Origin of the sequence: Cohnella silvisoli, assembly GCF_021190915.1 — a bacterium.
Taxonomy (GTDB): domain Bacteria; phylum Bacillota; class Bacilli; order Paenibacillales; family Paenibacillaceae; genus Cohnella; species Cohnella silvisoli.
The window spans coordinates 201,840-216,275 of record NZ_JAIOAP010000012.1; the positions used below are offsets into that span (position 1 = coordinate 201,840).

Sequence of the window (14,436 nt, forward strand, 5' to 3'; positions counted from 1 at the left end):
ACGCCTAGTCCCGACACAATTCGCTTCCTGAACCTTAAGACCTATTTTTTGCTGTTTGGCTGAAAGGTCAGGCAACAAGTGACGGAAGATGTCGGCGCATGATCGTGATGAGAGAAAAATTCTTCGGCGAATTCTTCAATCCATTTGTTCTTGGCATGCGAATCCACTTCAATGGCGATTTCATTAGCCCCGCATTGATTGCCTTGATTCCAGAAAGAACAATTGCTTACGCTGCAAGCTACGCCGTTCGGCATATAAACCACCCCCCTGTCCTATTGTGCACCCGATAAAGACGGGTATGCGGACAGAGGGGTGGGGGTTGCAGGGTGAAATGTTATTTCGATTGTCCTTGCATACGACGTTGGGTCAAATAATCGCTTTCGTAATACGTCAGATCGTCGCGCAATTCTTCGTAAATACGGGATATGCTTAATACGACATCGCGGGCGGAACGCACCGGCTTTACGCGGAAACGAATTGCATCTTGACCGGTGTAAGCGTAACGGCCGTCTTCGGAGTAGCATTCATTTTTAGGATAAAAAAAGGCATTCACGCCGTTATGGTACACCTCATACAACGCACGTTCGGCCAGCTCGTTATCGAAATTCGGGCGTCTTAATATCGCGCCAAGCTTCTCGTAAGCGACTTCCGAAAATACGAGCAAATGACGCAAGTCGGACAATAGGCCGCTGTAAAAACTAGTACTATCCGCATTGTCTTGTTGGACAAGCTGCTCAAGCGCATTGTGGTTAAGAAAATGTTCGATCGGATCAATAGCTGCCTTTAATTTCTCTCGGCTGGATTCGGCAAGCCCTTTAATATTGGTGGCTGGCATGAATTGGTCCCCTTTCCATTGTACAAAAGCATACCCTCATAAGATTATTCTGGGTAGCGAGCTAAAAAGTTCCGCTTTTGACCTCGCGAAACTTTCCTCATCGTACCATAAAACACGGTGAAGCGGTACTGGCTAACGTAAAATGTGCCGTATATTTTTATTGCTTCCCTTTCATCCTAATGAGATGAGTTCCCTTATTCAATGGGACGAAAAGGAGATGCGTTATGCGCCGAAATAAGCTGCTCGGTTTTTTATTTACTTTCGCTCTCGTCTTGTTCGCCATTCCGCTTGCATCGCCTGCATTAAGGCCTTGGCATCCTGCGCCCTCGCGGGTGCCGAATGTTCAATCGGCTGCCAAGAAGGAAGTTATGTACAAGCAACAAACCGTTCAACGCGACATGGAAGCGACCGAGCGGTTGTCAAGGTCTCAGGTCGCGAGAGACGTTCATCATTTATTGTTAAAAGAACCCGCGAATGGAAAGTCTGGCTCAAGTGTCGAAGCCTTGTTAAAAACTCATCCTGAAATTTTATACGCAGAGTGGACGCGCGGCAATCAGCATAAAAAGGTCGGATCCATTGACAAAGGACTAGACAAAGCCGCAAAACCGTATTTGTCTAAGGCTCATTCATCATTACGACAAGGTACTCCTTATTCTTCACCCACCTTTTCTTACAATGGCAAAAGTTATTTTGTTTTATCGCAGAAGGCTGCCAATTCTAAGCAAAGCCTTGTCGCGCTAGTATCCACGGAAGTCATCCAAGCGGTTGAGCGTCATCAGCGCCGCAATTTGCGACTCATTCCTTATCCTCCCGAGGGACGATACCGGATCGAATCCGTCACACCCGGTTCAAATAAGGAAACAACGGTGCGGACGGGAGAAGATAACGGAAACGCCAGTCACTATACGATCGACGAGATCGTCGCGAAGTTTCGTACGCCCTTAACGGAAAAGCAATTATTGCAGCTTCGCAAGGAGCTTGATTTATCCGTAATCAAACATACGGGAAAAACCTATGTATTCCGTTCCAAAAAACATCAAACCCATGAATTGAAGGCTTACTTTCTCAGCAAATGGAAGCCGGAATACGTTGAGCCTCATTACTTGTATTTAACAAACGGTTTGCAAGGATCCACCAATAGCGTTCCCTTCGTTCCCAATGATACGCTTTATTCCGAATATCAATGGAATTTGCCCGAGATTGCTACGGAGAACGGTTGGAACGTAACGAAGGGCAGCAAGGATGTAATCGTTGCTGTAGTAGACACGGGCGTGCAATCCGATCATCCCGATCTCAAAGGCCGATTGGTAAAAGGAACTAATATTGTAGATCCTTCGAGCCCTCCCGATGACGACGTCGGTCATGGTACGCATGTTGCCGGAATCATCGCCGCGGAAGTCAACAATAACGAAGGCGTTGCGGGAATGACTTGGTTCACGAAAATCATGCCTGTTAAAGTTCTCGACAGCTCGGGAGCCGGCTCAACGTATTCTGTCGCTGAAGGAATTATTTGGGCGACGGATCACGGGGCCCATATTATTAATATGAGCTTGGGCAATTATGCAGAAGCCGAATTTCTTCATGATGCACTGAAGTACGCGTATGATCACGGCGTCGTGCTGGTAGCCGCAAGCGGCAATGACAATACCGATCGCCCAGGCTACCCTGCGGCTTATCCGGAGGTGCTCGCCATATCCGCAACCGATCAAAGCGAAGCCCGAGCCGAATATTCCAATTACGGGGACTATATCGACGTCGCTGCGCCTGGAACATCTATCCCAAGCACCTATCCGGGAAGCCGTTATGCAGCCTTATCAGGCACCTCCATGGCTTCACCGCACGTCGCTGCCCTCGCCTCATTGGTTCGTGCGGCTAATTCTAAGCTTACCAATGTCGAGATCATGGAATTGCTGCGGCGTACGGCCAGAGATCTAGGCAAACCCGGCAAAGATAACGACTACGGTTATGGACAGATCGATGTCATGTCGGCTTTGCAATCGGCAAGCGGCACGAATACTTCTTTACAGCTCTTTCCTCAACAGGTTCGCCGAGAGCTCGAGCAATTAAACAAGAAATAATCGAATCGGCAAAAAACGGCCTAACTGCCGATGAGCAGTTAGGCCGTTTTGAATTTAAGATTAGCCGGAAAGCTTGCCGTAAGCCGGGTTCTGTACTTCCGGTGGTCATAACGGACAGCTTCCGCTGTCCTCCCACAAAGGAAGCGACAATCATCTTTCTAGGCCGCACATTGCTGTACGGCTCAAGCGACCAACCCGAACGCACCCCGGGCTAGGGCTGCAGCCAGTGACGGCTGCCGCGTTCTCCTCGGTCTTGCTCCAAATGGGGTTTACCAGGAGCAAAGTCACCAGTGCTCCTCGTGGTCTCTTACACCACGGTTCCATCCTTGCCTGATCTGCGTTAGCAGCCATCGGCGGTCCATTTCTGTGGCCCTATCCTTCAACTCGCGTTGACTGGACGTTATCCAGCATTCTGCCCTGTGGAGCCCGGACTTTCCTCTCGTGGCGCGAAGCCACCAGCGATTGTCTGTCAAACTTTCCGGTTTGCAACGACTAGTATATCGCGAATCGCGTCCTCTGACAACGGGAATGAATGGAGGAAGTACCAGTGTTTAATGATTTCCTGATTTATCGCAGCTGAAAAGGCTCGGTATCTACCTGGGAAGCGAATACTTCCGTGTCGTATCCTTTTTCTTTCAATTGCCCGGCAAGCCATTGTGCGGCTTTCGGTTTCATGATCTTCTCGGCATGATGGCCAGGATCGATAATCGCTAACCCCGCAGCTTCGGCGTCCTGTGCGGAATGAAAATCGATATCTCCGGTTACGAGCACGTCCGCGCCGGCAAACGTCGCATGACGAATATATTTGGCACCCGCTCCTCCGAGCACGGCGACTTTACGTATGGGCTTAGAACCGTCTCCAACCATCCGTACGAAAGGAACGTTAAGAGCCCTTTTCACCCGCTCGGCGAATTGATCCAAACTTTCCGATGCCGGCAATACGCCTACCCTGCCTAGTCCGAAAGATCGCCCCTTCAGATCCATGCTGTACAAATCGTAGGCAACCTCCTCGTAAGGATGCGCCTTCAGCATGGCTGAAATCACTTTTTTCCTCGCGCTTAGCGGCACGATGGTTTCTAGCCGAATTTCCCGCGTTTGCTCCAGCCGCCCTTGCTTCCCGATAAATGGATCACTTCCTTCCTGAGGCAGAAAGGTACCCGTGCCCTCGATGTTGAAGCTGCAATGGCTGTAGTTGCCAATCCATCCCGCGCCTGCGGAGAACATTGCCGTTCTCACCGTTTCGTGATGCGTCTCGGGAACGAACACGACAAGCTTGAACAGCTTGTCGGTATGAACCTCCTCCAACACGTCCCGGCCGGTCAGCTCAAGCGCTTCAGCCATCCAATCATTGATGCCGCCTTCCGCGGTATCCAGATTCGTATGGGAAATGTATACGGCTATGTCTTTGCGCAATAGACTCGCTGCCAGCGCTCCTGCCGGAGTATCCGTACGCAAATGAGCAAGCGGTCTATAGATGACTGCGTGATGGGCGATAATGAGCTCGGCTCCCATTGCGGCAGCTTCCTCCACAACGGCGGGCGTTACGTCCAAGGTAACGAGAACGCGGCGTACTTCCTTGGCAACCGAACCGACCTGCAGGCCGATTTTATCGTCCGGAACCGCATAATGCTTAGGAGCAAGACGCTCCATCAATTGGATAATCGTTTCGCCTCGGGCAAACATGAGAGCACCTCCCGGATTTCTCGCACATCCTCTTCCCATTCCCTGGCCTTCTCTTTGGCGCCAGGATCGGAGGAATAGCTTAATTGCAAGATGACTCTTTCCCTTTTTGCGATTTCCTGCTCCCATTTCCTGTGAAATACGGCAGTCGGATTACGCAATAAGAGCGGTCCCATTTCGTATAACAACACCGAAGATACTCTAGACAACCTAGGATCCAACGCTCCTTCGTCGTATAATCGGGAATGACGAGCTTTCGCTTCAGCCGGATCGGGCTCCAGTACTGCACGCATCAGCGTATAAATAACTCCGTCTTCCTCGAGCAGCATTTCCTGGTCCAACACATAATTATGCGCGGCGAGCCATCGCCTTACCATCTCTTCCGCTACATGGGGGGAGAGGACAAGCGTATTAACGCCGTTTAGACTCTCACCGGCTTGATCAAGTATTCTAGCCATTAGGCTGCCGCCCATGCCTGCGATCGTCACCGTGTCCACTTCGCCAGGCGTCAATACCGACATGCCGTCGCCAAGCCTTACGGCCACGACACTTTCCAATCTTGCCTCGGCAACCTGGCGTTTAGCAGCCTCTACCGGGCCGTCATGAACGTCTCCGGCTACAGCGTAATTAATTTTACCGCTGCCTGCCAGAAAAACCGGGAGCAGCGCATGATCCGTCCCGATGTCGGCGAAGCGGGCGCCTTGCGGAACCCACTCCGCTAATGCCGACAATCGTCTGGACAGCTTCAGCCCTGCTCCGTTACTTTCGATATCCTTCATCTCTACGCAACCCATTCCATCCATTGTTTTCTTAATCTAAACATGCCAACGCCGGCAACGACGATCTTAATAAGTATTTCTACCTGTATCCAATCCGTATGAACGACGTACAAAGCCGAATAAATTTCCGGCATAAACCACAGGATGGTTGCCGTGGCAAACAAAACCGCTCCTGCCGATTTGAATCGAACATGAAGAAACCAGCTCAACCAACAAAATAATAGCGCAGCCGGGATCCAGAACACTTGAACTTCGAGCAAAGAGGGATTTGGAACATGCCTGGACAATATCAAGGCGTACAGCACGACGATGGCCATCCATCCGAACCAATGAATCAAGGCGAATCTCAGTCCTATTCCGGAACCGACAAACACTACCGCGCATAGACCCAATAACCAAAGGGGACCTGAGCCATTCGCCCATCCGTTGAGCTGCAAAATGCCGAACCCTGTTCCCAAAAGAAATGCCATTCCCGCACTGGCTGACAGCAGCCCGCGCAGCGGATTTTTCTCTCTGAGCCTTCCGCCAACTAGGACAAAAGCCGCCGTGACAACGGCGGTGAGACCTATTTGCAATGCTAAAGGAAACGCGCTAAAATAAAGTACAACAAAACAAATCAAGGTAAAACTTCCAAATGAAAGAAGCCATTGTTTACCCGAGGCTTGTCCGATTTTCTTCAGCACGGTTCCCATAACGCCTTGTGGACGCTCATTCAAATCATCCAAATATAAGTTTTGCAGGAAGTCGCAATATTGCTCCGGCAATAGCTTGCTGCGGCGCCAAGATTCGATTTCCTTAACGATTAGATTGCGCTTTTCTTCATCCAAAGCGGCCATCAAGGCGATCCCCCATTACTCGGTTTGAAGAAAAAGACCTTCAACCATTACGGCAAAGGTCTCTATAACACAAATATTTATTTATTCTAAGAAGTCTTTCAACCGCTTACTGCGGCTAGGGTGACGAAGCTTACGAAGCGCTTTGGCCTCGATTTGGCGAATACGTTCGCGGGTTACGCCGAACACCTTGCCTACCTCTTCAAGCGTACGCGTACGTCCATCATCCAATCCGAAACGCAAGCGAAGTACGTTCTCTTCTCTCTCCGTCAGCGTATCCAGAACATCTTCCAACTGTTCCTTGAGAAGCTCATACGCCGCAGCATCTGCGGGAGCTAACGCTTCTTGGTCTTCGATAAAGTCGCCCAGGTGGGAATCGTCTTCTTCGCCGATCGGCGTCTCAAGAGATACAGGCTCCTGTGCAATCTTCATGATTTCCCGAACTTTATCTACGCTCAATTCCATCTGCTCGGCAATTTCCTCAGGCGTCGGTTCTCTGCCCAATTCCTGTAACAGCTGGCGTGATACGCGAATTAGCTTGTTGATGGTCTCTACCATGTGGACTGGAATCCGAATCGTTCTCGCCTGATCCGCGATCGCCCGGGTAATCGCCTGTCTAATCCACCATGTCGCGTAAGTACTGAACTTGAAGCCTTTGTCGTGGTCGAATTTCTCGACCGCTTTCAAGAGCCCCATGTTGCCTTCCTGAATTAGATCAAGGAAAAGCATACCCCGTCCGACATAACGCTTAGCTATGCTGACGACTAGACGAAGGTTGGCTTCCGCCAGCCTTTTTTTGGCTTCTTCCCCATCCGGTCCGCCGATTTCAATCTTCTTGGCCAATTCTACCTCGTCATCCGCACCAAGAAGCGGCACGCGGCCGATTTCTTTCAAGTACATCCGAACGGGATCATTGATTTTGATACCTGGCGGAAGGGATAGATCGTCGTCGAAGTTAAATTCGTCGCGTTCTTCCTCTTCTCCGCTGCCATGTCCTTGCCGTCCCAATTCATCGTGATCGTTGGAAACCTCGATGCCGATATCGGCCAATTGCTCGAAAAACTCGTCAATTTGCTCGGGGTCCTGATCGAAAGGAGACAGCTTCTCCATGATGTCTTTATAGCTCAAGGTAGATTTCTTCTTACCTTGTTCCATCAGCTGAGCTTTGACCTGTTCTAACGTCGATTCCGTTTCCAACCCTGTGTGTTGATCGTTTGCCATTTCCGACTCCCTCCTCCCTGAGCAGCCAGCGCTTCAGAACTGCTTGCGCTGCTTTTCCAGGGCGATAATCTCTATACCCATTTGCGTTGCACGGGAATAGTCTCCAGCTCGCTGTGCGCGATTTAATTCTTCGGTCAACCGTTCAACTTCCCGTGCAAGAGAAGCTCGACCGATCGTACGAATGCAATCTTCCAGCTCCCGTTCGCCAAACGGGATGTCTATTAAAGCGATGCTACTTGCAGTCCGTTCCAGACGGTCATCTTGCAAGACCGCTACAAACCGACCGACATCAGGATCATTGTTTTGGGCGTAAAAAGCATATAAATAAGCAGCTAAAGCCGCGTGATCCTCAACATGAAAACGGTCGTCAAGCCTTTGCTGAACGAGGAGCGCCGTCTCTTTATCCTGCATCATCCATGATAGCAGTTGACGTTCCGCATTCACATGCGCGGCACCTAGCGGCGGGTTCTTGGATGCAGTTCTCTTTTCATTCCATACATTATTCCACGATCCGGCTGGAATATCCCCTGCGTTTCCCAATTTCTCCTGTTGTCTGAATTCAAGGCTTTCCTGCTTCAGCGTATCCAAGGAAACGCCGAATTCTTGGGCAAGCTCCTTCAGCAATAGCTCCCGCTCCGTCGGAGAATCTCGTCTTGCGACAATGCGAACCGCATCGCGCAAATACCGAATCTTCCCATCTTCTTCTAGGAGTATATGGGATTTCCTTAAATATATAAGCTGAAATTTGACTGCGGAAACCGCTCCTTCAATGAATTCCCTAACGAATGGCTCTTGTCCATGGGACGAAATGTACTCATCCGGATCCATTCGGTTAGGAAGTACGCTCACCCGTACGCGGAATCCAGCCTCTTCCAGCAAGGGTATGCTTTTGTGCGCGGCGGCTTGTCCTGCATCATCTCCGTCATAGCATAATATAACCTCATCCGCGAACCGCTTAAGCAATGCCGCGTGCTCTCCGGTTAGCGCCGTCCCCATCGTGGCTACGCCATTATGCACACCCGCGGACCAAGCCTTAATGACATCAACGTAACCTTCGAAAAGGACTACCTGCCTTGCGCGGCGTATGGCTGGACGAGCTTCATGCAATCGGTACAGCGTTCGGCTCTTGTTGAAGAGCGCCGTTTCGGGAGAATTAAGATACTTCGGCTGCCCGTCGGACAGCAGTCGTCCAGCGAAAGCGATGATTTGACCGCTCGGATCATGAATGGGAAAAATTATCCGATCGCGGAAACGGTCGACATATCCTTCCGCTTCTTGCCTGCGAGATAATAAACCTCCTGCTTCCATCTCTGCCGGGACATACCCTTTACGTTCCAATGCTTGGGTAAGCGTGTCCCATCTTGCCGGTGCGTAACCGAGCCCGAATTGCTCGATCAAGGTGTCATTGAAACCGCGAGAAGTCAAATACTCCATCGCCGGCCTCGCGGCTTCCGTATTAAGCAGAAGATAATGATACAATTTCGCGCTGTAGTCATGGGCTTCGTGCAGGATTTTCTTTTCCTTCTGGAAGGCGGAGGGTTCCTCTGTGTTCGCGGTCGTCCACGTAATGGGAATGCCAGCATCTTCGGCTAGCGCTTTGACCGCTTCAGGAAACGATTCTCCTTCCATCTCCATGACGAACTTGATGACGTTGCCGCCTTTACCGCAGCCATAACAATGAAAAATTTGCTTCTCCGGCGTAACGGTAAACGATGGCGATTTCTCGGAATGAAAGGGACAGAGACCCTTCAAGTATTTACCGTTCTTGGTCAGATGAACATATTTGCCAACTGTTTCTGAAATTTCGTGGCGGCGCAACACTTCATCAATAACCGTCTGGGGTATCATTCCGTAATTCATGACGAGCCACCCTATCTTCCCAGTGCAGGCAACCGTATTTCATACAGTTCATCACCCTGTTGGTCGCTTTCTTGCACGTAATACAATTCGCTAAAGGTCGGGATTCTCCTGCATCCCTTGCAAGAGAGTTGTCAGTTTTTGTTGAAACCGCTCGCGATCTTCATTCGTGAACGCCCGCGGTCCCTTGGTGCGCAAGCCTCCGCGGCGTTGACGAGCCGAGAAATGACGTTGCTCCAACAAACCCTCGATATCGGACTCCCGAATTACCTTGCCTCTCGGCGTCAACACGGCCGAACCTCGCGCAAGCCCTAATGCTGCCAACCCATAATCACCGGTTACCAGAATATCGCTCTTCGTCAGCACGTTCGCGATATAAAGATCTGCCGATTGATCGCTGGCGTCGACGGTCACGACTTCCACGGACGGCTCCGGCACCAACACATGAGCGTGGCTGGATACAAGAAGCGCGGTCGCTCCACAGCCCCTCACCGTTCTGGCAATTTCCGCCTTAACCGGACAAGCATCGCCATCAACCACTACACGACGACGCGGGACAGTCATCGACATCACCACGATTCACCCAAAGTTTGCCGTAATATTATATACGATAACGGGACTCAAAATCCTGCCTTGTTGGGATCAAATTTTGTATTATCCAATTATACGCATTGAAACAGTGACCAGTTTCGAAACCGCGTTGCAACACACAGTTTGAACTACATTGTAATCGTTTAATAGAGTTTACGTTTCCGTTGTCACAAATTATTCGAAATTCGACATAATTCTGCATCCTTCAGCATCGCTTCATCGTTATATATCTTATATTAGAGTGAAATTTTTCATAAATTGTTCAGGAGGAAGCACTATAATAGTTAAAAAAAGCTAATGTAGTTCATATTGCCTATTATTATATGATATAGTAGTCCATAATACCTGTTCAATTAGGACTATTCAAGTATTTCGTGGTTTACATATGCGCCTTTAGCTAAATTTAACCGAAACGGAGGACCCTCATGAAGATTATTTTGCTTTCCGGAGGCGCCGGGAAAAGATTATGGCCTTTATCCAGCGAGATACTGCCTAAACAATTCATGAAGATCCTTAGAACGCCTTCAGGCGAATCGATCTCTATGGTACAGAAAACTTGGGGAATTCTGGCGGATAAATTCGGGATACATAATCTCTTCATTTCAGCCGGACTGAATCATGAATCGGTTCTTAGAGAACAACTGGGTCCGGATGTTAGACTTATTCTTGAACCTTCCCAGCGCGATACTTTCCCCGCCATTGCAGTTGCCTCTTCTTACCTCTCATCCATCGAAATTCATCCGGATGAAACGGTAATCGTTTTACCCGTTGACGCCTATGTTGATCCTGCCTTTTATGATAAACTTAATGATTTGGATCATATCATTCAACAGGATTTCGCCCGGCTTGCGCTTATCGGTATCCAGCCTTCTTTCCCAGCTGAGAAATTCGGATATATTCTGCCTATTCCATCTTCAAATCCTTATTACAGCAGGGTGAACAGCTTTCATGAAAAACCTGACCGAGCCTCCGCTGGCGATCTTATTGACCAAGGAGCCCTTTGGAACGGCGGAGTTTTTGCTTTTCGCCTAGCTTATATGGAAGAGATCGTTTCTCGCCTCATTCGAACTTGGAGTTATAAGGAGCTAACCGCCGCTTACGATACGATTCCGCGCATCAGTTTCGATTATATGGTCGTCGAGCCGGAAAAGCGAATCATCTGCGTAAAGTACGTGGGCAAATGGACCGATCTGGGAACATGGACTGAAATGCTGCGCGTGATCGAACCAGATGAATGCAACAATGTCATTAAGGACGATAGTTGTGAAGGAACGCATGTTATCAATCAATTAAGCATTCCGATCGTCATCGCGGGCATTAAGAACGCGGTAATCGCAGCTGGCCCAGATGGCATTCTGATTAGCGACAAGAGCGTCTCACATATGATCAAGCCCCTTGTGGATCAGTTGGACTTTGTGAAGACAGATCGTTTAATTTAATTGAATTTCATTTTTATTGCATCGCGTTTGAAAGGGTTTGATGAGATGTCCCAAGCGGAACGGTTTTATGCCAACTTGTTTGTCCAATTGCTTGCTGTCCTATTGTTAAGCTTCTACGTATTTATGACTTTCCCTACGAATCCTATGAACATTTATTGGTTCATAGGCTCCTTACTGCTAATGGTTTACGGCATGCTACGATCTGTAAGCGAGACTTTGCTCGTTTGCTTAATGTTCACTCTGCTTTTCGGCGGATTCATTTTGTATCGTTCATGGCTGGCAATCCCTATTGTAGAAGCGAGTTGGAACGAGTTAATCTGGCTTGTGATTTTCCCTTGTTCTGCATTGCTAGGGGGCATCAATCGCTATAGTAATATAGCAACCTCGGATACTTCCTTCTTCTCTTTCCTCGATCTGGAAGGTCCTGCTTCCTTGCAAGAGGTAGGACCTTGCACGGTAGAGGAAAGATTCGGTTACATGAGCGGTACCGCCTTCCTCTATAAATTGGAAGAAGAAGTACTTATCGGCCTCAAGGACAGGAAAAAATTTAATATGCTGATGATCGAAATCGAACAATTCCGAGAATACAAGCGTATGTTCGGCACCGATCAAGCACAGCTTATCCTAAACTTCGTCGCGGAATGGTTCTTGGAATTTTCAACGAACGCTAGAGCCCAAGTCGGGGAGGCCATATTGGCAGGAATATTGACCGAACAGGAACGGGATTGGATCCCATCCGTGCAAGAAAACTTAGAAAACCAGTTTTACGAGATGTTGTTGAATCGGCCCCGTAGGGAAGGAACGGTAAAACTGAAACTGAAATTCGGCATCGCGGAATGTCCTTCCGACGGGATAGAGGCCAGAACACTCATAGAGAAAGCGAGAAATGAATTGACATGGAATGGTTTATGAATGTAAAGAAAGGACGTATTCGCATGAAGAGGATTGCTTCCTTATGGATCTGTATGATAATCCTATTCGTCTTGACGATGCCGTCCGTTGCCTTTGCGGAAGTAATTGATAAAGATGCTTCTGGATTTACAAAAGGGGAAAAAGAGAGTCTGACTACTTTTTTCGACGATCGGGTGTTCAGGGGGGAAGGTTCCAAACAAGATGCTTTTTTTGAAATCGGAAAAGGTCGGCAATTGTTGCCGGGCTCTTCTGTTGACCTTTACATTTCCCATTCGCCGACACTGCTTCCTGACCATTCCACTTTGACCGTGCTCATAGATGATATACCTATCGCAAGTACATCACTTGATAAATCTAATATCAAAGAAACCTTATTTAGAATCGATATAACTTCATTCGATCTTAAACCCGGGTTTCATAAAGTTTCCTTCTGGGCCAAAATGAAAGTTTCGGCCGCCGTTTGCGAAGATCCGCAAAACAGCTCTGCCTGGTTGGTGATCCATAAAAAAAGCAAAATCAATCTCAACTATTCTCAAAGCTATTCTACGGCCAATTTCACATGGTATCCCAGCCCATTCATTGAGCGCGGCTCGCCGAACCCGGTTCATGCCATCCTTATCGTTCCGGATAACGTCAACCAAACGGAATTCAAAGCAGCTGCCCGAATGTCACAGTTTCTAACGGCACAATCCCCTAACAACCGACTTAATGTTCCGATCTATGCCGAATCGGATTTGACGGAGGCTATACTTCGGGATAACTCGAACATATGGATCGGACAAGCCGACCGTTGGAAAGCGAATGGACAGACCGTATTAAGAACGTTTTCCCAAACTGCACGCGACGATCTTATTGCCAAAGGGATCATTGCTGAAGTCGTTTCTCCTTGGAATGACAATCACTCGAGTTTAGTCGTTGTCGGCAGCGGAAAACAGTTAATGAATGCCGCAGAGATTTTGACGACGGAGTCTTTATATAAACAGTTACAAAGCACCTATTCGATTATCCCTGAAACAATTGCCAAGATCGACAATCAAACAGAGGCAAAAACAGACAAAACCTACAATATGACTCTCGAACAGTTGGGCTACGGAAATCTGGTCACCGAAGGTGTTCTTCAAGGCGGCTCAACCTTTAACTATTCGATCCCTAACAACTGGGATCTGACGAACGGAGCAAATTTACATTTGGTTTATAAGCATTCCCGGTCGATTTCATTCGGAAAATCTGTCATGACTGTTAAATTAAACGGAGTTCCCGTACAGAGCGTCAAACTTGAAGAAAAAACGAGCGTTCACGGGGAAGTAGACGTTAAACTTGACTCTACCGTTATTGGAACAAGCAGGAATCTCTTTGTGGAACTGAGTTTCCAATTCGTTAATCCTACCGGAGGTACGGTAGAAGAAGTAACTTCAAACGCATGTTCGGCGGATACTTTATTGGGTGACTGGGCGTTCGTCGATAAATCTTCCTATTTTACTTTTACACCAGAGAAACGAACATCTTATAATCTTGATTCATTGCCGTTTCCATTTGTATCCGGTGAACAATGGGACAAAACAACTTTTCTAATGAAAAACAGAAAAAAAGAAGAATTGAATGCAGTAATGACCCTGATCGGAAGGATGGGCACTGACATATCCGAGCAATCGGACATTCGTCTAGAAGACTATCCCGCCGGAAATTTGCAAGATGCCCTTAAGGACAGGAACGTAATATTTGTAGGTCCATCGGCTGAATTACCGCCGTTTCTGAACGGATATGAGGATAGTTACGTGAAGTTCACGTCAGGCCAAGCAATCTCTCAATCTGACAAAGTAGAAATCCTTACGGAATTGGCGCATCGCGCAGCTGTCATTCAGTTGACACGATCGCCGCTTAATCCAGACAGAAGCGTACTTATACTGGCCGGCATTGAACGAACTAACCTATCTTTCATTAGCCGTGCTTTGGCGGATGCAGAAAAAAGCTCAGCTATTAACGGTCGTATCGTAGTCATCGATGACCGCAACCAAATCCATTCCTTCCCCAGAACGATTGACAGCAAGAAACCGGTTCTTCCGAACATACAACCCGCTTCCGGATTCAACCGTCCGCTCCGCAATAGCGGAAATGTGTTCTTGGGGACATTTGTGATCGTGCTTTCTTTGATTGTTGTCCTGTTCATAATGGTTCGCCGTAAAAACAATGGATAGATATTGATTTCCTCTC

Annotated in this window: 12 protein-coding genes and 1 other RNA gene; 4 read left to right on the forward strand and 9 right to left on the reverse strand. The window is 48.4% G+C overall.

All coding sequences use genetic code 11. The annotated features are described in order from the left end of the window. Positions 1-41: 41 nt before the first annotated feature. Positions 42-254, reverse strand: a complete 213-nt coding sequence (locus K7P76_RS21930) for a DUF1540 domain-containing protein (protein WP_232187451.1) — start codon at positions 252-254, stop codon at positions 42-44. Positions 255-334: 80 nt separating this feature from the next. Then, the gene (locus tag K7P76_RS21935; RefSeq protein WP_232187452.1) at positions 335-835 is read right to left on the reverse strand and encodes a YpuI family protein; all 501 of its coding nucleotides are present in this window, start codon (positions 833-835) and stop codon (positions 335-337) included. 224 nt (positions 836-1,059) lie between these two features. On the opposite strand from K7P76_RS21935, the gene K7P76_RS21940 reads away from it, so the two are divergent. Beyond that, the gene (locus K7P76_RS21940) at positions 1,060-2,913 is read left to right on the forward strand and encodes a S8 family peptidase (RefSeq protein WP_232187453.1); all 1,854 of its coding nucleotides are present in this window, start codon (positions 1,060-1,062) and stop codon (positions 2,911-2,913) included. 64 nt (positions 2,914-2,977) lie between these two features. On the opposite strand, the gene rnpB is transcribed toward K7P76_RS21940, so the two are convergent. The 7 genes from rnpB to K7P76_RS21975 form a co-directional block, all read right to left on the reverse strand. Then, positions 2,978-3,391, reverse strand: an RNA gene (gene rnpB, locus K7P76_RS21945) — RNase P RNA component class A. A gap of 89 nt (positions 3,392-3,480) precedes the next feature. Then, positions 3,481-4,596 carry a Nif3-like dinuclear metal center hexameric protein gene (locus K7P76_RS21950; RefSeq protein ID WP_232187454.1) on the reverse strand — a complete coding sequence of 372 codons (1,116 nt, stop codon included), beginning with the start codon at positions 4,594-4,596 and terminating at the stop codon, positions 3,481-3,483. Continuing rightward, on the reverse strand, positions 4,563-5,372 hold the full coding sequence (locus tag K7P76_RS21955; RefSeq protein WP_232187455.1) for a tRNA (adenine(22)-N(1))-methyltransferase: 810 nt from the start codon (positions 5,370-5,372) through the stop codon (positions 4,563-4,565). Before K7P76_RS21955 ends, K7P76_RS21950 begins: the two co-directional genes overlap by 34 nt. A gap of 2 nt (positions 5,373-5,374) precedes the next feature. Beyond that, positions 5,375-6,208: a hypothetical protein gene (locus K7P76_RS21960; RefSeq protein WP_232187456.1), complete on the reverse strand. Its 834-nt coding sequence runs from the start codon at positions 6,206-6,208 to the stop codon at positions 5,375-5,377. Positions 6,209-6,289: 81 nt separating this feature from the next. After that, positions 6,290-7,426, reverse strand: a complete 1,137-nt coding sequence (gene rpoD, locus K7P76_RS21965; RefSeq protein WP_232187457.1) for an RNA polymerase sigma factor RpoD — start codon at positions 7,424-7,426, stop codon at positions 6,290-6,292. 33 nt (positions 7,427-7,459) lie between these two features. Beyond that, entirely contained in the window at positions 7,460-9,286 is a 1,827-nt protein-coding gene (gene dnaG / locus K7P76_RS21970) for a DNA primase (RefSeq protein ID WP_232187458.1), read from the reverse strand. A 90-nt stretch (positions 9,287-9,376) separates the two neighbouring features. Then, a complete protein-coding gene (locus K7P76_RS21975) occupies positions 9,377-9,847 on the reverse strand; it encodes a YaiI/YqxD family protein (RefSeq protein WP_232187479.1) in 471 nt (156 codons plus the stop codon). A 452-nt stretch (positions 9,848-10,299) separates the two neighbouring features. On the opposite strand from K7P76_RS21975, the gene K7P76_RS21980 reads away from it, so the two are divergent. From K7P76_RS21980 to K7P76_RS21990, 3 genes are read left to right on the forward strand one after another with little or no spacing between them, the layout of a single operon-like run. Then, complete coding sequence (locus K7P76_RS21980; protein WP_232187459.1) at positions 10,300-11,313, forward strand: sugar phosphate nucleotidyltransferase; 1,014 nt, start codon at positions 10,300-10,302, stop codon at positions 11,311-11,313. A gap of 45 nt (positions 11,314-11,358) precedes the next feature. After that, positions 11,359-12,225 (forward strand): diguanylate cyclase domain-containing protein, encoded by an 867-nt coding sequence (locus K7P76_RS21985; protein ID WP_232187460.1) that lies wholly within the window; start codon positions 11,359-11,361, stop codon positions 12,223-12,225. A gap of 23 nt (positions 12,226-12,248) precedes the next feature. Next, the gene (locus tag K7P76_RS21990) at positions 12,249-14,420 is read left to right on the forward strand and encodes a cellulose biosynthesis cyclic di-GMP-binding regulatory protein BcsB (RefSeq protein WP_232187461.1); all 2,172 of its coding nucleotides are present in this window, start codon (positions 12,249-12,251) and stop codon (positions 14,418-14,420) included. The last annotated feature ends 16 nt before the right edge of the window (positions 14,421-14,436 follow it).